Consider the following 20,707-nt stretch of genomic DNA (forward strand, 5'->3'; position numbering starts at 1 on the left):
GATAAAACGAACTGTAAATATTGAGTGATTTTAATCTACAAAAGTCGGAGTAATCTTTTTAAGATCTGAATATAAACGCATTAGTTAACAAATATTCTTCTTCAAAGACTATTTTTAATGGGTAATGAGTCACAAAAAGGATAAAAAAAAACACCTCCGATAAACTGAGGTGTCAAAGATATAAGGTTTATTATCATTTTAGAAGTTTGGTGACAATAAAAACTTGCCATAAAAATCTTCTATTATTTTAACTGCTTCTCCAGGAGTATCAACTAAATGAATTAAATCTAAATCTTCTGGACTTACATTTTTCTCTTTTTCTAAAACAGTAGATTTAATCCAATCCATTAATCCCTGCCAATAATCAACACCTACAAGTACAATTGGGAATCGACCTATCTTTTTAGTCTGAATTAATGTATATGCCTCAAATAATTCATCAAGAGTTCCTAAACCACCTGGCATTACAATAAAGCCCTGAGAATATTTCACAAACATTACTTTGCGAACAAAGAAGTAATCAAAATTCAACATTTTATCTCTATCAATAAAATGGTTACCATCTTGTTCAAAAGGTAATTCAATGTTTAATCCTACAGATTTCCCTCCTGCTTCTTGTGCTCCTTTATTTCCTGCTTCCATTATGCCAGGTCCACCACCTGTAATAACTCCATAACCATGCTTTACTAATAGACTTGCAGTAGTTTCTGCCATCTTATAATATTTATGGTCTTCATGAGTTCTTGCTGACCCAAAAATAGATACACAAGGACCTATTTTAGCCAATTTATCAAAGCCATCAACAAACTCAGACATTACTTTAAAAATAACCCAAGAGTTTGCACTTTTAATTTCGGCCCAATCTTTTTTTACAAAAGCTTCTCTTATACGTTCTACTTCTTCTTTGTTTATTTTATTGTTTTCTTCTGACATAATTATTGGTTAATATTTTGTTTAACTTTTATCATATTATCAACATCAGATTTAAGGGGTGATGCAATTTTAAAGGCTTTAGATTGTGGCATTTCTACACCATCCAAATAAGCATTCATTTCTCTTTCATCTAATGCTTGTTGTTTTCTTAATTGTTTTTTAAAAGCTACTTTATTTTCTGCTTTATCACCATAAGTAATATTAAAATAAGAAGCTTTTAAATATTTAGCTCTCGGAGAAAATACTCCTTCAAAAGATTTTACATTACTAAAAAGATCCTCAGAAGTTTTTAATTTTGATAAACCATCTTTATCAATCCATAAAGGTAAATCCTGGTAAAGGGCATCACCTTTCCCCCAGAAATACATTGCAGATTTAGGAATTGTAGTTTCATCTAAATCAATTGTACGCTTTTCTAATTTTGCATCAATCATTCTTTTTAATGACAATGGATGATTAGAAAATGCTACTGCATTACCCAATACTGTATAATAAGGTCTTTTAATTCTATCAAATGCCTCTCCGTAAATTCTTGGTAATAAATCCTCTACTCCCAAGTAACCAATTGCAAACCCTCTGTATTTCAATTCAGAAAAGCGTTCTAAGGTCATACTTTCCACCTTTAAATTTAAGGTTCTTAGTTTCTCTGAAGCCAATGCAGGGTTATTTGTTTTTAACAACATTACCTCACCATCTTTACCTTTTAAGTTACTTGGTAACAATTTTATCCAAGCGGCTTCATCACTCACCCAACTATCAAAATCTTCTTTTATAGTTATTCCTAATCTATCTTCCAAAGGTTTCCAAGGAGCTACATTTGCTCTTAATAAAGCTGCTCTTCTTTCTCCAATTTTAGATGACATTCCCCAGTGAGATGCCATAGTTATATCTTCTGGTATAACAGAAAGCAGTTCTTTACTAGATGATGTCGCAGACCACATCCACCATACAGGTTCTAACGAAAATGCTCGCTGAGAAGTTTCTATATCTGCTGTTAATCCAGTTGCTGTTTTTGTCCATATCCAATGCTGAAAACCCATTATCCTTCCAATTCCCTGTAAAGACAATTGAGGCTCAACAAAATATTCTTCAGAAAGAGAGTAGACTGCATTTGGATTCATCCAAACTTCTAACAATGCATCGTCTGTAAAATTCTTTTCTGATAATTCTAATAACTCACCTCCATTTTCCATCGACTCAAACGCTCTTTTAGCTAATGTTTGGTGAGTTGAAAAAATTAAAAGGTTATTGTAGACATAATAAACTCCATAAACTGCATTACCTCTTTTTAAAACAGTCATGTTCTGTTTATCAGATAATACCTCTTGTTCTAAAGTAAATTTCTTACCCAATAAAAACCTTAGATGATCTGTCAATTTTGATTTCCATCCCAAATCAACAACAACAATTTTAGCTCTTCCATCTTTTTCGGTTTGATAAACCCCACTTAATAAAGGGTAATCACTCAATAAAAAATGCAGTATCGAATTTGAGCCAATAGGTGAATCCCAAATCTTTTGCTTAGTATTTGATAAAGAATTTGCAAAAGAAGTATTCCATTCTGAATCATGAATAGATTTCCATGTTGTGAAAATATCAGACGAACCTACAATAATTCCAGCCCCAGATGGTAACGATTGCCATAACTGTGTTTTAGGTAATGATTGTGTCCACCATCCAAAACCACCAATAAGTAGTAGGAAAAGAGCTAAAAATATTATTTTCTTATTTCCTTTTTTGGGAGGTTTATCTTCATTATCAAATGTATCCTTCATCTCATTCGACTTCTGCTCTTCCTGTGTATTCTCTAATTGACTTTCTAAATCTTCTTCCACAGTAATAATTGGTTATTGTGTGTTTATAATAATCTATTTTCTTAAAGAAAAAACTCTAAGACTTATCAAGTAATAAATCTACTACTATATCTGAATCTGTAAAAGGAAAAATATGCCCTTTATCTTCTAAAATCAAACTATCCAGAGGAGACTCCCAGTTTTCACGTACAAAGTTCATATTTTCGAAAGGAACAAGCCCATCTTTTTTACCATGAACGATAACTGTTGGTACTTTTATCAATTTCCATTTATCTTCTACTAATTTCAATGCATTCTTATGATTTGCCTTCTCATCTGTAGCAACTTGAAAAGAAGTAGGTAAAATTTTATAAATTATTTTGGCTTGTGCCCATCTCGAATACCACTTCATTGGTTCTAAATCAGCAGACATTGCAGGAGCTAATAAAATTAAATATCTAATTTCACTGTTTGAGTCTATTGTAGTGTAAGCTGCAATCGGTCCTCCATAAGAATGACCTATTAATATATATTCTTGTTTCTGATGAGATACTTTATCCCAATCTTGTAATACAGCTTCTATTGCTTCTGCATGAATGGCTATAGAATCTTCTTCTACTCCATGATTACTTCCATAGCCTAACCTTTCTATTGATAACAAATTTGCCTTTTCTCTAAGCTTTGGGTGCTGTAAATATTTAGAAAAATCATTTGCTCTACCAGGTGCTCCATGAATAAATACTAAAGTTAAATTCGTTTCCTTATTTGCCTTTACAGATAAATAATTAATCACTTTTGAATTTACTTCAACATGATTCACTTTCATAGAAACGCCTTCTTTTTTATAGCTCTTTTCTAAGCTTTTCCATTCTTTCTCTAAATTCATAGTAGACGAACAACCTGATAAAATGAAGAGGTGGATGACTAAACAAATAGAATACTCTATCGTTTTTATAGGTTTTATTTTCAATTGTGTTTAATTTCGGTTTCAGAATAGAATATACTCAAAATTATGAAGAAGAATAAAAAATACGGTTTTTCAACTACTGCAATTCATGCAGGACAAGAACCTGACCCAACTACTGGAGCGGTGATACCTCCAATATATGCAACTTCTACTTATGCTCAAACAGCACCAGGAGAACATAAAGGTTTTGAATACACACGAAGTCATAACCCTACAAGATATGCATACGAAGATGCTGTTGCAGCATTAGAAGGTGGCGTAAAAGGTTTTGCTTTTGCTAGCGGATTAGCTGCTTCTGCAACTGTATTAGATATGTTAGAAGGTGGGTCTCATGTAATCGCAATGAATGATTTATATGGTGGCACATTTAGACTTTTTGATAAAGTACGTAAATATTCTGCCAAATTAGAGTTCTCTTTTATTGATCTAAATGATTTGGATGCTTTAAAAGCAGCTATTAAACCTAATACAAAAATGATTTGGGCAGAAACGCCTACAAATCCAATGTTACGTTTAGTTGATTTAGAAAAAGTAGCTCAAATAGGCAAAGAAAATAATATTATTACTGTTTGTGATAATACTTTTGCTACACCTTACCTTCAGAAACCTCTTGAGTTAGGATTTGATATGGTCGCTCACTCAGCAACAAAATACATCAATGGTCATTCTGATGTTGTTGGAGGAATTGTTGTTGTTGGAGAAAATAAAGAATTAGAAGAGAGTATGACTTTTCTTCAAAATGCAGTAGGTGCTGTTCAAGGCCCCTTTGATTCTTTCTTAATAAATAGAGGTGTGAAAACTTTAGGTGTAAGAATGGATCGTCATTGTAGCAATGCATTAAGTATTGCAGAATGGTTAGAAGGTCATCCTGCTGTTGAAAAAGTAGCATATCCACATCTTCCTTCCCATCCTGATTTTGCTTTAGCAAAAAAACAAATGAAGAAAGGTGGTGGTATGATTTCAGTAACTCTTAAAGCCGATTTAGAGCAAACAAAAGTATTCCTATCAAATTGTAGATTATTTACATTGGCTGAAAGTCTTGGTGGTGTTGAAAGCTTAATAGAGCATCCTGCAATTATGACTCATGCTTCTATTCCTCCTGAAACTAGAAAGGAACTAGGTATAGATGATGGTTTTGTCCGTATCTCTGTTGGTATAGAAGACTTAGAAGATTTAATAGATGATCTAAAAAATGCTTTCGAAGCTGCAGGTCTTCCAACTGGATAAATCAAAAAAACATGAATGGAAAAGAATCTTTAGAAATTGAAAGAAAGTTTTTAGTCAATTCATTTGATCCAAGCCTTGCTTCTAAATCTTTTAGAATTGTTCAAGGCTATATCACTGCTGAAAAAACAAAAACAGTTCGTGTTAGAATAAAGGGACAAAAAGGGTTCATCACCATTAAAGGGCAATCTAGCGATGATGGACTTTCTCGCTTTGAATGGGAAAAGGAAATTCCAGTAAGTGAGGTAGAAGCACTCTTAAAACTTTGTGAACCTGGATTAATTGATAAAACGAGATATGAAATTCCAGTAGGAAATCATATTTATGAAGTTGATATTTTTGAAGGGGACAATAAAGGTTTAATAGTAGCAGAAGTTGAATTATCATCTACAGACGAAACTTTTAAAAAACCTGATTGGTTAGGTCAAGAAGTAACTGGAGATAATAAGTATTATAATGCCATGTTAATGAAAACTCCTTTTAATAAGTGGTAAAAAAAGGGAAGTTTGATGATTATCAAACTTCCCTTTTTTGGTGATTTTGTCTTCTTAAAATAAGCATTTTGTACAGAATTCATCAAAATACTGATTGAATTCATCATCCTTAATTGTAGGGTCTGTAATATCATAAACAGTGGAAATTCCTCTTTTATAACGTACTAAATTAGAAATTGGTGAATAGAAAAATTCCATACCTCCAATACCAGCAAGTTCTTTTAACTTTTGATGCTCAACAGTTTGGTCTTTTTTATTAACAATACCAAAAACATCAAAATTATATCCTTGCTTTTCTTTCATTTCCTTAATCATTGGTAATGTTTTTAAGAAACGAATAGTTGCACGCATATCTAATACACTCGCTACAACGGGAACAATAACTACATCAGAAACTAAAACACTAAAGTAAATTTCTTTGCCTTCTATTCTACCCGGTACATCAAGGAAAATAGCATCGTATTTTTTTTCTGCTAAGGCTAATGTTTTATCAAAATTTTCTTCGGCACGAGGTTGCTTCCAATTGAATGAAATAACATCATACGACTGCTCTTTGTCTGCACCTTCTGTTGCATATATATCTTTTACAGATTTTTGAGGATCACAATCAATCACCAAAACCTTCTTATTTGTTCTATTGTGTACTGCTGATGCTGTTAACATCAATAACGTACTTTTACCTACGCCTCCTTTTTGGGTTGCGAAAGAAATCACTTTAGCCATACAGATCTATATATGTGGCAATAATTTAAGAATCTTATTTATGAGGAATATTAGGTTTATACCCTTCACATTAAAAATGAAAAGTTCTACTACTAATCATTAATAAACATTGAAATTACAACAAAAAACTGAATATTTCCCAATATAAACATAAGTGTATTATTCTGAAGTACCCAAGCAAAACATTGATTTTGTATGTTTGCATTCTGAATTATAAAATTTTAAAAGAAATGGGTAGAAGGAAATTAATAAAATTCGAAGAGAATAATAACAGAGCATACGTTATTGAAGAAGGAAAACCATTATATGAAACTATAAAAGGTAATTGGAGAAAAGAAGTATTTAAAAACGAGAACCCTTTAGTTTTAGAACTTGCTTGCGGACGTGGTGAATATACTACAGGACTTGCTCAAGTATATCCTGATAAGAATTTTATTGGAATTGATATTAAAGGAGATAGGATTTGGAAAGGTGGCAATGTAGTTGATGAAAAAGGACTTACAAATGCTGCTTTTCTAAGAACTCACATCCAAAACCTGGAAAAATATTTTGAAAAAGGCGAAGTGGATGAAATTTGGATTATTCACCCAGATCCAAGACCAAAAGACCGTGATGCAAAACGTAGAATGACACATCCTAGGTTTTTAAATATCTATAAGAATTTATTAAAAGAGAATGGTCTTGTACGTTTTAAAACAGATAGTAAAGAGTTATTCGAATATTCTGTTGAAACACTTGTAGAACAAAAAGTACAATTAGAAGCGATTACATTCGATTTATATGAATCAAAATTATTAAAAGAACACCATGGGATTGTAACTCGTTACGAAAAACATTTTACAGAACTTGGACATAAAGTTCATTATCTAAAATTTAGATTCAATAAGTAAATCAATCAAATTCATTCTAAAAAATAAGTAAATGACTGCTCTAATTGACTTACATTTCTTTCCGAATATTGAATATTTCACTGTAATTGCTCACTGTGATAAACTTTATATTGAGAAGTTTGAAAATTTTCAAAAGCAAAGTTATCGTAATAGATGTTATATAAAGACTGCTCAAAAAATAGATAGATTAAGTGTTCCAATTCTAGGAGCAAATAAAGGTAAGCCTCTTAGAAAAGTTAAAATTGACAATACTACCCATTGGGCCATTAAACATTGGCGAAGTATACATTCAGCTTATGGTAGGTCTCCTTATTTTGAGTACTATGAAAATCAAATAAAAGATGTTCTTTGTAAAGGATATGATACTTTATTTGAATTAAACTACGCTTTATTAAAGTGTATTATTAAACTAATTGGGTTAAAAACAACATTAGAACCGACTACATCATACAATAAAAACACTGATAATGAACTACTTGACTTAAGAAATAAAATAAGTTTAAAAAATTCTTCAACAATTGTTAATGAAGTTTCGTATATTCAAGTATTCGGCAACTCATTTGATGGAAATTTAAGTATCCTTGACTTACTTTTTTGTGAAGGACCTAACACAATTTCTATTTTAAAATCACAAAATAGTGAATTATTCATTCATTAAGAGTTGTTTAATACAATTTATATGCTTTATTTTAAGTAACAGAACAGATAACTAAATTCAACACATAAAAGTATTTAACTACCCGTTATTTCTTTAAAGAATATTTATTCTGTATCTTATTTCAAGAAGTATTAGAAATTATCAAATCAAATTAATTCCCTAACCATGGAGGCAAAATTTTCTAACAGAGTCAAAGAAGTAATTTCCTTAAGCAGGGAAGAAGCTTTACGCCTTGGCCATGATTATATCGGAACAGAACATTTACTGCTCGGTATGATACGTGAAGGTGAGGGATATGCAATTACTTTATTAAAAAAGCTGAGTGTAAACTTAAATGATCTTAAGGATGCAATTGAACAGTCTACAAAAAGCACAGCAAATTTTAATGTAAAGAATCTTGCAAACATCCCACTAACGAGACAATCAGAAAAAACGCTTAAAATAACATATTTAGAGGCTAAAATATTTAAATCTAGTCTAATAGGTACAGAACATTTATTACTGTCTATACTTAGAGACGAAGATAATTTAGCGACTCAAATTTTACAGCGTTACGATGTAAACTATGATGTAGTCAAAGAAATGATTGAATTCCAAGGAGAAAACCCAACAGCGTCGTCAAGTACTGATGATGACGACCCACAAGCAAAAGGGAGCGGCTCATGGAGCTCTCGCCCTGAATCATCAAAAAGCACTGAAAAATCTAAAACTCCTGTCCTAGACAATTTTGGACGTGACCTTACTAGCTATGCTGAAGAAGGTAAATTAGACCCAATTGTTGGAAGAGACAAAGAGATCGAAAGAGTTGCTCAAGTTCTATCTAGAAGAAAAAAGAACAACCCAATTCTTATCGGTGAACCTGGAGTTGGTAAAACTGCAATTGCAGAAGGATTAGCACTACGAATTGTTCAGAAAAAAGTATCTAGAGTACTTTTTGGTAAACGTGTTGTTACTTTAGATCTAGCATCTTTAGTTGCAGGTACAAAATACCGTGGGCAATTTGAGGAAAGAATGAAAGCAGTAATGAATGAGCTTGAAAAAGCTCCTGAAGTAATTCTATTTATAGATGAAATTCACACCATTGTTGGTGCGGGTGGAGCTTCAGGATCATTAGATGCTTCTAATATGTTTAAACCAGCTTTAGCACGTCGTTTCCAAATGGTTATGGTAGATCCTACTACACCTGAAGAAACAATAGAAATCTTAAACAATATCAAAGGGAAGTATGAACAACACCATCATGTAGACTATTCTGAAGAAGCATTAGCTGCATGTGTGAAATTCTCTGATCGTTATATCAGTGATCGTTTTCTTCCTGACAAAGCAATTGATGTTCTTGATGAAGTTGGTGCACGTGTGCACATAAATAATATTCATGTTCCAGAAAATATCGTAAAACTCGAAGCTCAAATCGAAGATATTAAGGAAGAAAAGAATAAAGTTGTAAAAAGACAAAAATACGAAGAAGCAGCTAAGCTTCGTGATACAGAAAAGAAACTTTTGGAGGATCTTGACAAAGCCAAAGAGATTTGGGAAAAAGAGACCAATGAAACAATCTACCCTGTAACTGAAGATGATGTTGCAGCAGTAGTTGCCATGATGACAGGTATACCTGTAAACAGAGTAGCTCAATCAGAAGGTAAAAAACTTCTGAAAATGAACGAAGATTTACAAGGCAAAGTAATTGGTCAAGATGCTGCAATTGAAAAACTTTCAAAAGCTATTCGTCGTACTCGTGTTGGTTTAAAAGATCCTAAGAAACCAATTGGTTCATTTATTTTCCTTGGACCAACAGGTGTAGGTAAAACAGAATTAACTAAAGTGCTTGCTTCTCATTTATTTGATAAAGAAGATGCATTAGTACGTATTGATATGTCTGAGTATATGGAGAAATTCTCTGTATCTCGTTTGGTTGGAGCACCTCCGGGCTACGTTGGCTACGAAGAAGGTGGACAATTAACTGAAAAAATCAGACGTAAACCTTACAGTGTTGTTTTATTAGATGAAATTGAAAAAGCACACCCTGATGTTTTCAATATCCTTCTTCAAGTTCTTGATGATGGTATTTTGACTGATGGACTAGGTAGACGTGTTGATTTTAGAAATACTGTAATCATCATGACTTCAAATATTGGAGTTAGAGACTTAAAAGATTTTGGAACTGGTATTGGATTCAGTACACAAACTGCTGCTGAAAATCAAGATGCCGCAATGCAAGGAACAATTCAAAAAGCCTTGAAAAAAGCATTTGCTCCAGAATTCTTAAATCGTCTTGATGATGTAATTATTTTCAACTCTCTTGAAAGAGACCATATCCATAAAATTATTGATATATCTCTTTCTAAATTATTCGAAAGAGTAATTGCAATGGGGTATCAAATTGAAGTAACTGAAAAGGCTAAAGATTTCTTATCGGATAAAGGTTATGATCCTCAATATGGAGCTAGACCTTTAAATAGAGCTATTCAGAAATACTTGGAAGACCCAATGGCAGAAGAGATTCTTGGTGGAGAAATCGAAGAAGGAGATACTATACTTGCCGACTACTCTGGAGAAGGTGAAGAGTTATCTGTTTCAATCAAGAAGAATAATGTGAAAAAAAAATCTGAAGAAGAATAAAAACCTTCTCAATTTAAAATAGAAAGGAGAGCAGCAATGTTCTCCTTTTTTTATGTGCATAAATTTTAATATTGAGACTATAAATACAAAAAACATCACTATTTCATGAATAAAAGGCATAGTATGAACCTTTTATATAACTTTATGTATCCCAATAGATTAGTTGCCCGTATTAATATATATTAAATATAACCTTAAAACTATTGATAATTTACTGCCATGAAAATAACGACTGACCGCCTTTGCTCCCTTCTTATCACTAGTGCTTTATTTGGAACAAATATCGAACTAAGTGAAGAGAACAAAACTACAGTTTGTATTGAATCTCCAATACCACAACATAACTTAAAAACATATCAAGAATTACAAGAAGTAATTAAAGGTATATCTATTACTGATTTAATGACAGGAAAGTCAATAATTGACGCTCCTGTGAATACTAAAATTGATTTATCGTTTATTTCTTCCGGTAATTATGTATTAACAGTACATATTAAAGGAGCTGATATTTCTAGAAAACTATCTATTATCCAACAAGGGCAATACGACATAGTTAGAGCATAAATAAATCTCTTATCTTTGTAATGTATAACATACAAGCAAAGACATGACAATATCATATTACAGATTTATTTTTCTGTACATTTTTTTATTAGCCTTTACCTTTAGTGGCCATTCTCAAAACTTAATACCTAATAGTAGTTTTGAAAATTATATAGAAGAAACTAGAGGACACGCTTATTTAGATAATATATCTGATTGGTACAATACGAATCAAGTGCAACCAAAATCTTTATATGGTACACCTGATCATATGTTTATTAATGAAAAACAACCTCTTAAAGGTATTAAAGATAATTTTAAACCTAGAACAGGAAAATCTGTACTAGGTTTAATCACATATATGCAAAGAGTGGTAAACTACAGAGAATATGCCTCTGTAGAATTAACCACACCACTCAAGAAAGGAGAAAATTACCAATTCACAGTCTATATAACTAATGGTAATAACGTCGCTTATGGTGGTATCGCTTCTAACGGTTTTGGTGTTTATTTTTCAGAAAATAAAGTAAGACAATATATTTACGAGCCACTAAACGTTACACCTCAATATCAAATTGAGGATATATTATATACTACCAAATGGACACCTATTTCATTTACATTTACTGCTACTGAAAACTCTAGATTTCTTACAATAGGCAATTTCAGAGACGACAAACATCTTGATTTTAAGTATATTAACTATGACATAGATCCACAATGTTACATTTACTTAGATGATTTGAACCTAATACATATACCAAAGGGTGATATTCCAGAAGAAAAAGTTACTGAAGTAGTTGAAGAAGAAATTATTGTTAAAGAGGAAATTAAAGTTGAACCCAAAGTAACCCCTTCACTTCCTGAGAAAAAAGCATATGTATATGAAGAAAGACCAACAGAAACACAGTCTTCTATTTATATAACTTCTTATGATATAACACTAAATATTTGGGATGATAAAACAGTAGACGGTGATGTTGTTTCTATATTTTGGAATGGTGAACCAATTATAGAAGAATACGAGCTAACTGCTAGAAAAAAGAAGCTAAAAATTAGATACGAAACAGGTAAAGAAAACAAACTAATTTTATATGCTCACAACCTCGGAAAAGATCCTCCAAACACCATGGCAGTACAAATTAAGGCTGGAAAAAAGAAGCGTTCACTAAGTATTCGATCAGACTTAGGAAAATGTGGTGCAATTCGCTTTAAACGATGAAAATTAGATGCATTTTTTACTATAAAAAACAGTAGTTTTTTGTATCTTGCATTTCTGTGAAAAGTGGAAATTTCTACTTTTCTCTTGTAGTGAAAACATATTCTATAAATATACATGGCGGACGAAAATATCATCTCTATCAACATAGAGGACGAAATGAAAAGTGCCTACATTGATTACTCAATGTCGGTTATTGTTTCTCGTGCTCTTCCTGATGTAAGAGACGGTCTAAAGCCTGTTCACAGGCGTGTATTATACGGAATGGCTGAGCTTGGACTTAGTTATAACCGTTCTTATAAAAAATCAGCAAGAATCGTTGGTGAAGTTTTAGGTAAGTATCACCCACACGGTGATTCTTCAGTTTATGAAACAATGGTACGTATGGCTCAACCATGGTCTTTACGCTACACATTGGTTGATGGACAAGGAAACTTCGGTTCTATTGATGGTGACTCTCCTGCAGCAATGCGTTATACGGAAGCCCGTATGAAAGAAATTGCTGGTGAGATGCTTGCTGATATTAAGAAAGATACAGTAGACTTCGAACCTAACTTCGATGACTCTTTAAAAGAGCCTTCAGTTATGCCTGCAAGAATTCCTAACCTTCTATTAAATGGAGCGTCAGGTATTGCTGTTGGTATGGCAACAAATATGGCACCTCATAATATGACGGAGGTTTGTGATGCAATTATCTCTTATGTTGATAATCCAGATATTACTATGGATGAATTAACAGAGATAGTTAAAGGTCCAGATTTCCCAACTGGTGCTATTATTTATGGTTATGATGGTGTAAAAAAGGCATTAGAAACAGGACGAGGACGTGTAGTAATGCGTGCTGTCACAGAATTTGAACCTCTTCCCAACGGACGTGAGCAAATTGTAGTTTCTGAAATCCCTTACATGGTCAATAAGGCAAATATGATCGAGAAAACTGCCGAGTTGGTTAATGATAAGAAGATTGAAGGTATTTCTGCAATTCGTGACGAATCTGATAAGAGAGGTATTCGTATTGTCTATGAATTAAAGAAAGATGCAATTTCTGATGTTGTCTTGAATCACCTTTTCAAACAAACTGCTTTACAAAGTTCATTCAGTGTGAACAATATTGCACTTGTAAAAGGTAGACCAAGAACACTTAACCTTCATGATATGATCAAACACTATGTTGATCACCGTCATGATGTTATTATCAGAAGAACTCAATTTGAATTAGCTGAAGCTGAACGTCGTCTTCATATTTTAGAAGGCTACTTAAAAGCTCTAGATAATTTAGATGAAGTTATTGCCTTGATAAGAGGTTCTAAAGATGCAGAAACTGCAAAAGCTGAATTAATCTCTAGATTTGAATTTAGTGATATTCAAGCAAAAGCAATTCTTGAGATGAGATTGCAACGTTTGACTGGTCTTGAAAGAGATAAAATCAATCAAGAACATGCAGAAGTTTCAGCTCTTGTAGATGACTTAAGAGATATTTTAGCAAGAAGAGAACGTCAAATGGATATTATCCGTACTGACCTTGTTGAGCTAAAAGATAAATATGGTGATGAAAGAAGATCAAAAATCGTTTATAACGCTGATGATCTTGACATCGAAGATTTGATTGCTGATGAAGAAATGGTAATTACTATTTCTCATGAAGGGTACATCAAAAGAACTCCTCTAAAAGAATACAAATCACAAGGTCGTGGTGGTGTAGGTTCTAGAGGTGCTTCTACCAAAAGTGATGATTTTACTGAACATTTATTTGTTGCAAGTAATCATAATTACCTATTATTATTTACTAACTTAGGAAGAGTATATTGGCAAAAAGTTTTCCGCCTTCCAGAAGGTAGTAAAACAGCTAAAGGACGTCCTCTTCAGAATTTATTAAATATTAGAGAAGGTGAAAAAGTACAAGCAGTAATTTGTACTAAAAACCTAAGTGATCAAGATTATATCAACAATCACTACCTAATGATGTTAACGGAAAAAGGTATTGTTAAGAAAACTGTTCTTGAAGCTTATTCAAGACCTAGAAGAGACGGTATCAACGCTATCAACATCAACGAAGGAGATAAATTATTCAATGTTATGTTGACTGACGGTCAAAATGACGTTGTTATTGCTACTCGCATGGGTATGGCTACTCGTTTTAACGAAGAAAAAGTTCGTTCTATGGGTAGAGGTGCTACAGGTGTAAAAGGTATTGTTTTAAAAGGTGATGAAGATGCTGTTGTCGGTATGGCTTGTATTGCACAAGACGAACTTGAAAGCAAATCATTAATGGTCATTTCTGAAAATGGATTCGGTAAGCGTACTCTATTAGAAGAATATCCTTTAAGAACTAACCGTGGTGGTAAAGGTGTTAAAGCAATGCAAGTAACTGATAAAACAGGTAAACTATCTGCTTTATTCTCTGTTGAAGAAACAGATGACTTAATTGTTATCACTAAAGATGGTATTACTATCAGAACTGCAGTAAGTAACTTCCGTACAATGGGTAGAGCTACTCAAGGAGTGAAAGCAATTCGCCTAAATGATAAAGATGAAATTTCTTCTGTAGAGATCGTTCCTAAAATTGAGGACGAGGAAATCGAAGATGTAGATTTAAACACTGAAGGTGAAAACTCTGAAGGAACATCAGAAAACCCAGGTAATGAAACACCAGATTCTGAGGATACAACAACCGAAGAATAGGTTTTAGATAATTTACTAAAAGGTACTTGCAGCAATGTAGGTACCTTTTTTTATACTTTTGAAAATAGACTATCAGATAAAATAAGTATCTTCGCATAATATATAAATCCTATATGCGCTGTTATCCATTCATTTATATCATTCTTTTATTTTTCTTTAGCATTACATTTTCAAGTTTTGCTCAATTGAGAAAACTCCAAGAAACGAATCTAAAATATGCTCGTTTAGCCATAAACGAAAATAAACCTAAAGAAGCATTAAAATATCTTGAAGTTCTCCTTAACAAAAATCTGACAAGAGAAGGAGAAATGGAAGTCATTGCCTTACTTGGTAAAACATACTCGATTTTATCACTTAATGAATCGTGTTCAGATAATAACAATCATGAACTTTGTGAACAGTATGTTTCTTCAACTTTTTATTGGTATGAGCAAATTTTAAAAACAACGGATAAAGAAGAAATTTTCCATCAATATACATCTGCAGAATTAGATAGATTTTATGAAAATTTATTGACACGGGGAGTAAATGAATTCCTTGATGAAAACTTTACATCATCTTCTTTTTTCTTTACACAAGCCTTTTCTATTAATAATGATGATATAGTTAGCTGTAGATATGGAATGATAAGTAATGAATTTGATGGTAACTATATTAAAGCATTAACTTATTCAGATAGATTACTTGAGTTAAAATACGATAGTACTGAAGTATATGAAAGTAGAGCCTTTTATTACGAACAACTTCAACAACCTGATTTAGCTTTAAAAGAAGTAGAAAATGGCCTTAATAAATACCCATCTCAATTTTCTTTAATATATCGTGGAGTAGGTATTTGTGTTCGAGAAAAATGGTATGAAAGAGCCTTACGTATATTAGAACCATATTTAGATAAAAATCCATTTGACAACAAAACATTAATTGCAACCGGAATGGTTTACGAACAGCTTGGTAATGACAGTAAAGCTATTTATTGTTATACAAGAGCAATTATTGCAAATGAATATAGTTTTGATGCTTATTTTAATTTGGGACAAATACAATTTAGAAAGGCAATTCAACAACAAAAACTACTTGTTAATTGGACACAATTAAAAAAGAAAGAAAAATATAAAGATGTTCATAAAAGTGATATCAAAAAAACGGTAAAATTCTATTTAGAACAATGTGAATTGAATTTAAGAAAGGCCGAGACTTTAGATGCTGAAAATCTAGAAGTAATTAATACTTTACGCTCTACTTTAGTTTTATTAAATAAATCGAAAGAACTAAAACGTATCGATGACACGTTAGAGAGTATGTAAGTGAAAATTTATGTCAAACATCATCAAAAGTTTAAGCTTTAAATATTATGTTTGCATGTTAAGAAATAAATAATTGTATTCTAAGCTATATAACATATAATATTTCTATGAAATTTACGAAAATCATTACAGTTTTAGCCTTATCTGCGGCTGTATCATCAACAGCATTTGCTCAAGAAAAAGGTTCTGCGACAAAAGCTGCAGCTTACCTATCAAAAGGAGAACTTACTGAGGCTCAATCTGAAATTGAAAACGCAGTTGGTTATGAAAAATACAAATTGGAATCTAAGGGTAAGCCAGTTGTAGTTAAAGAGAAAACTTTAGAAACTCAAGGAGACGTTTACAGTACTATTGCAAGAACTGCTGAAACTCCAGCAGAAGAAATCCCTACGGATATCGAAAAAGCAATGGCTGCTTACAATGAAATCAAACAAAGAAAAGAAAACGGAGGAAAAGAAACTGCTAGTTATAAAGCGGTTTGGGATAATCAAGGAGCTGACTTAGCGACTGGTGCTATTAAACCTTCTAAAGTTGACGATCTTTGGGGTCATTTCTTTAACATTGGTGCTGAAGCATTCAATGATCAAGAATATACTAAAGCTATGGATAATTTCAAATTAGCTTTATTAGTAAAAAATGATACGACAACTGGTAAATATGGTTTCTATGCTTCTGCATTAGCTGAAGAAGAAGCTGCAGATGAAGATGCTGCTGCTGTTCGTGAAACAACTATGATGTTTATCAACAAGTTGTTCGAAATGAACTACCATGATCCTCAACAATATTATTCATTATTACGTTATGCTGCAGAAGATGCTGCTCCTGCTGAAGAACGTTTAGATGATTTAAAATATGAAATTAGAGATGCTGAAGGTACTATAGAGAAATCTACTAAAACAAAAGAGCAATCTCAAGAGCGTTATGACTATTACACTAAAGGTGGTGGACGTAAATATGGTTCTGCTCGTCAAAAAGCTGCTCAAGCTAAAGCAGAAGTAGATGAAGCTAATGCTGAACTTACTGCTGCTCAAGCAACATTAGATGCTGCTACTAAAGAAGTTGCAGAATTAGATGCAAAAACTGACGCAGTCTATGAGGAATGTTTACAAATTGCAATTAAAGGTGCAGAAAACAATCCTGGTAATCCTACATTAACTTCACAAATGGTTTCTTACTATGTGAAGTTAGATAAATTAGATGAGGCAATTGCTTCAGTTCAATCAGCAATTGATAAAGATCCATCAGACGAAGGAATGAACTTTAATTTAGCTGTTCTTTATGATCAAGCTTCAGAGAAATCTCGTAGTAATGGTGATGACGCTAAAGCAGATGAATTGTTCAATAACGCTGCTGCTCAATACAAAAAAGTAATTGAAATTAATCCAGAAAGCAAGAATGGTTTATTTAACTTAGGCGCATTATATTATAACCGTGCAGCTGCTTATAACAAAGAAATGCAAGATCTACCAATGAAAGGTATGAACTATGCAGATCCTGCTAAGGCAAAAGCTTTAGAAGCTAAAATGCTTGAGTATGCTAAAATGTCTGCTCCTTATGCTGAAAAAGTTTCTGAACTTGCTCCAGACGAAAGTAAATATTTAGTTCTTCTTTCTCGTATTTATTATATGACGAAAGAGAACGATAAATTAGAAGCTGTAAACAAAAAATTAGAAGCAATGGAATAATATTCCTTTCTAAAGCTTAACAGTTTTTTAATATTCCAATGAAAAGCCCGAACTTCGCGATGAGGTTCGGGCTTTTTTATCTCTAAATCAAAAAGTTATATTTGTCTGAATCTTTAAAGAAAGATGATATAGATACCATACTTCAATGATAAAATCAAAGAAAAAAGATATAAGAAAAATGACTCCAGATCAAATTAAGGACTTCCTTACTGATAATGGAGAGAAAGGGTTTAGAGCAAAGCAAATTCAAGATTGGCTGTGGAAAAGCTCTGCAAAGTCTTTTGATGAAATGACTAACCTTTCAAAAAAGACAAGAGAATTATTGCAAGAAAATTTTGAAATACTCCCTGTAACTACTTTTAAAGCACAGAAGAGTAATGATGGTACTATAAAATCTGCTTTCCAATTACATGATAAACACCTTGTTGAAGGTGTTCTAATTCCAGCTGAACCTAGAATGACTGCTTGTATATCTTCTCAAGTAGGATGTTCTTTAACATGCTCATTTTGTGCAACTGGATACATGGATAGAAAGCGTAATTTAGATGCAGCTGAAATTTATGATCAAGTCGTAGCTATTAATGAACAAGCGATGGAAGCTTTTGATACAGGGCTTACAAATATTGTATATATGGGTATGGGGGAACCTCTACTCAATTATAAGAATATGATGGAATCTGTTGAGAAAATAACTTCTCCAAATGGTTTAGGAATGTCAGCTAAACGTATAACTGTTTCTACTGCTGGGATTGCTAAGATGATTAGAAAATTAGGTGATGATGAAGTGAAATTTAACCTTGCCTTATCTCTACATGCTGCTAATGATGAAAAGCGTAATCAAATTATGCCTATCAATGAGCAAAATACTTTGGAAGTATTGCGAGAAGCACTTAAATACTATTTTAGTAAAACAAAAAATCCTGTTACTTACGAATACATCGTATTTAATAACTTTAATGACTCACTAAAAGATGCTGAGGAGTTATACCAATTCACTAGACATTTACCTTCTAAAGTAAATATCATAGAATATAACCCTATTTCTGAAGCAGATTTTCTTAACGCCAAAGTTGATAAAATTCAGAAATTCGCTGATTACCTATCGAAAAAAGGTGTTAACGTACATGTAAGAAGAAGTAGAGGAAAAGATATTGATGCTGCATGTGGTCAGCTTGCTAATAAAAACAAATAATTAATTTTGAGCCAAACATGTGTATGTTTGGCTATTTTAATATAATAATGTATTGGGTTTATTTACTATTAGCTATTACATCAGAAATCATTGCTACTACAGCGTTAAAAAATACTGATGGTTTTACCAAATTAACCCCTTCTATTATTACTGTTGTAGGTTACATAATTTCTTTTTTCCTTTTATCATTAGCTTTAAAAAGTATTCCTATGGGAATAGCATATGCAATATGGTCAGGAATAGGAATAGTTGCTATTTCAATAATAGGTTACTTATTTCATCAACAAGACTTACCATTTCCAGTATTAATTGGAATTGGTTTTATTATTATTGGAGTTATTATTATTAATATTTTCTCTAATCCTTCTTAACTAAAAAGCCATAAGATATTAATTATCCTATGGCTTTTTAGTTTGTTATAAAATTCTTCTGACTACTACTATTCCATAAAAAGTATAGCCACAAAAAAAGGTTAGTCAACATCATGTGTTAACTAACCTTCTATATATAATGAATGTGGCGTCGACCTACTCTCCCGGGGGTTAACCCAGTACCATCAGCACTGTGGGGCTTAACTGCTCTGTTCGGAATGGAAAGAGGTGAACACCCACGTCATTGACACCATCAATATCTTAATGTCTTTGATTATCGAATCTAATCACTAATGCAAAATAACTAATATAAATCAGTTATTTGACAGTGAAAAGGAAAAACTTTGCTAGCACTCTATTACTAGAGTGCTAACCGTAAAAGAAAAGCTATTGGGCGATTAGTACTTCTCAGCTGAATGTATCTCTACACGTACACTTGAAGCCTATCAACGTCATCATCTATAACAACCCTTATATGGAAATCTCATCTCGAGGTGGGTTTCGCGCTTAGATGCTTTCAGCGCTTATCCGCTCCACACATAGGTACCCGGCGATGCTCCTGGCGGAACAACCGGTACGCCAGAGGTGTGTCCAACTCGGTCCTCTCGTACTAAAGTCAGAGCCTCTCAAATTTCCTACGCCCGCAACAGATAGAGACCGAACTGTCTCACGACGTTCTGAACCCAGCTCGCGTGCCACTTTAATGGGCGAACAGCCCAACCCTTGGGACCTTCTCCAGCCCCAGGACGTGACGAGCCGACATCGAGGTGCCAAACCTCCCCGTCGATATGAGCTCTTGGGGGAGATCAGCCTGTTATCCCCAGAGTACCTTTTATCCTTTGAGCGATGGCCCTTCCATGCGGTACCACCGGATCACTATGTCCCACTTTCGTGCCTGTTCGAAATGTCTCTCTCGCAGTCAGGCTCCCTTATGCCATTGCGCTCTTCCGACGATTGCCGACCGTCGTGAGGGAACCTTGGAAAGCCTCCGTTACTCTTTTGGAGGCGACCACCCCAGTCAAACTACCCACCAAACAATGTCCGAGCATACACTCGTTAGACCGTCAAACAGGAAAGGGCGGTATTTCAACAATGACTCCAAAATGCCTGGCGACACTCCTTCATAGTCTCCCGCCTATCCTACACATTCCTGGCCAACGGCCAACGTTAAGTTGCAGTAAAGGTTCATGGGGTCTTTTCGTCCCGTTGCGGGTAAGCGGCATCTTCACCGCTACTTCAATTTCACCGAGCTCATGGCCGAGACAGCGTCCAGATCGTTGCACCATTCGTGCAGGTCGGAACTTACCCGACAAGGAATTTCGCTACCTTAGGACCGTTATAGTTACGGCCGCCGTTTACTGGGGCTTCAATTCAGAGCTTCGTCCTAAAACTAACTCCCCCTCTTAACCT

At 33.4% G+C, this 20,707-nt stretch carries 16 protein-coding genes and 2 rRNA genes (1 of these 18 running past the window's edge); 12 read left to right on the forward strand and 6 right to left on the reverse strand.

The genetic code is table 11. The features are described 5' to 3' along the window. Nucleotides 1–198: 198 nt before the first annotated feature. From KM029_RS11370 to KM029_RS11380, 3 genes are read right to left on the reverse strand one after another with little or no spacing between them, the layout of a single operon-like run. On the reverse strand, nt 199–933 hold the full coding sequence (locus KM029_RS11370; protein WP_144073397.1) for an LOG family protein: 735 nt from the start codon (nt 931–933) through the stop codon (nt 199–201). Nucleotides 934–935: 2 nt separating this feature from the next. Continuing rightward, on the reverse strand, nt 936–2,768 hold the full coding sequence (locus KM029_RS11375) for a hypothetical protein (RefSeq protein ID WP_144073398.1): 1,833 nt from the start codon (nt 2,766–2,768) through the stop codon (nt 936–938). Nucleotides 2,769–2,823: 55 nt separating this feature from the next. Then, entirely contained in the window at nt 2,824–3,612 is a 789-nt protein-coding gene (locus KM029_RS11380) for an alpha/beta fold hydrolase (protein WP_144073399.1), read from the reverse strand. A gap of 126 nt (nt 3,613–3,738) precedes the next feature. Here KM029_RS11380 and KM029_RS11385 point away from each other — a divergent pair, with 126 nt between their 5' ends. Further along, nucleotides 3,739–4,920: a trans-sulfuration enzyme family protein gene (locus tag KM029_RS11385; RefSeq protein ID WP_144073400.1), complete on the forward strand. Its 1,182-nt coding sequence runs from the start codon at nt 3,739–3,741 to the stop codon at nt 4,918–4,920. An 11-nt stretch (nt 4,921–4,931) separates the two neighbouring features. Further along, nucleotides 4,932–5,411, forward strand: a complete 480-nt coding sequence (locus KM029_RS11390) for a CYTH domain-containing protein (RefSeq protein ID WP_144073401.1) — start codon at nt 4,932–4,934, stop codon at nt 5,409–5,411. Between the two features lie 54 nt (nt 5,412–5,465). On the opposite strand, the gene KM029_RS11395 is transcribed toward KM029_RS11390, so the two are convergent. Further along, nucleotides 5,466–6,134, reverse strand: a complete 669-nt coding sequence (locus KM029_RS11395) for a ParA family protein (protein WP_126618017.1) — start codon at nt 6,132–6,134, stop codon at nt 5,466–5,468. A 230-nt stretch (nt 6,135–6,364) separates the two neighbouring features. On the opposite strand from KM029_RS11395, the gene trmB reads away from it, so the two are divergent. The 10 genes from trmB (at nt 6,365) to KM029_RS11445 (ending at nt 19,297) form a co-directional block, all read left to right on the forward strand. Then, nucleotides 6,365–7,024 carry a tRNA (guanosine(46)-N7)-methyltransferase TrmB gene (trmB, locus tag KM029_RS11400; protein ID WP_144073402.1) on the forward strand — a complete coding sequence of 220 codons (660 nt, stop codon included), beginning with the start codon at nt 6,365–6,367 and terminating at the stop codon, nt 7,022–7,024. 31 nt (nt 7,025–7,055) lie between these two features. After that, on the forward strand, nt 7,056–7,682 hold the full coding sequence (locus KM029_RS11405) for a WbqC family protein (protein ID WP_144073403.1): 627 nt from the start codon (nt 7,056–7,058) through the stop codon (nt 7,680–7,682). Nucleotides 7,683–7,847: 165 nt separating this feature from the next. Beyond that, complete coding sequence (locus tag KM029_RS11410) at nt 7,848–10,301, forward strand: ATP-dependent Clp protease ATP-binding subunit (protein ID WP_144073404.1); 2,454 nt, start codon at nt 7,848–7,850, stop codon at nt 10,299–10,301. A 219-nt stretch (nt 10,302–10,520) separates the two neighbouring features. Then, on the forward strand, nt 10,521–10,865 hold the full coding sequence (locus KM029_RS11415) for a hypothetical protein (RefSeq protein WP_144073405.1): 345 nt from the start codon (nt 10,521–10,523) through the stop codon (nt 10,863–10,865). A 43-nt stretch (nt 10,866–10,908) separates the two neighbouring features. Continuing rightward, nucleotides 10,909–12,066: a hypothetical protein gene (locus KM029_RS11420; protein ID WP_144073406.1), complete on the forward strand. Its 1,158-nt coding sequence runs from the start codon at nt 10,909–10,911 to the stop codon at nt 12,064–12,066. A gap of 114 nt (nt 12,067–12,180) precedes the next feature. Continuing rightward, complete coding sequence (gyrA, locus tag KM029_RS11425; protein WP_144073407.1) at nt 12,181–14,745, forward strand: DNA gyrase subunit A; 2,565 nt, start codon at nt 12,181–12,183, stop codon at nt 14,743–14,745. Nucleotides 14,746–14,930: 185 nt separating this feature from the next. Then, nucleotides 14,931–16,049, forward strand: coding sequence for a hypothetical protein (locus KM029_RS11430; RefSeq protein ID WP_144073408.1), 1,119 nt, complete (start codon nt 14,931–14,933; stop codon nt 16,047–16,049). A 107-nt stretch (nt 16,050–16,156) separates the two neighbouring features. Then, the gene (locus tag KM029_RS11435) at nt 16,157–17,734 is read left to right on the forward strand and encodes a tetratricopeptide repeat protein (protein ID WP_144073409.1); all 1,578 of its coding nucleotides are present in this window, start codon (nt 16,157–16,159) and stop codon (nt 17,732–17,734) included. A 145-nt stretch (nt 17,735–17,879) separates the two neighbouring features. Beyond that, nucleotides 17,880–18,926 (forward strand): 23S rRNA (adenine(2503)-C(2))-methyltransferase RlmN, encoded by a 1,047-nt coding sequence (gene rlmN, locus KM029_RS11440; protein WP_144073410.1) that lies wholly within the window; start codon nt 17,880–17,882, stop codon nt 18,924–18,926. A 47-nt stretch (nt 18,927–18,973) separates the two neighbouring features. Beyond that, a complete protein-coding gene (locus KM029_RS11445; RefSeq protein ID WP_144073411.1) occupies nt 18,974–19,297 on the forward strand; it encodes a DMT family transporter in 324 nt (107 codons plus the stop codon). 143 nt (nt 19,298–19,440) lie between these two features. Here the strand turns inward: KM029_RS11445 and rrf are convergent. After that, a 5S ribosomal RNA gene (rrf, locus tag KM029_RS11450) occupies nt 19,441–19,552 on the reverse strand. Nucleotides 19,553–19,675: 123 nt separating this feature from the next. Beyond that, nucleotides 19,676–20,707: ribosomal RNA gene (locus KM029_RS11455) — 23S ribosomal RNA — on the reverse strand (it continues 1,845 nt past the right edge of the window).

It is taken from the genome of Flammeovirga kamogawensis, from assembly GCF_018736065.1.
Classification (GTDB): domain Bacteria; phylum Bacteroidota; class Bacteroidia; order Cytophagales; family Flammeovirgaceae; genus Flammeovirga; species Flammeovirga kamogawensis.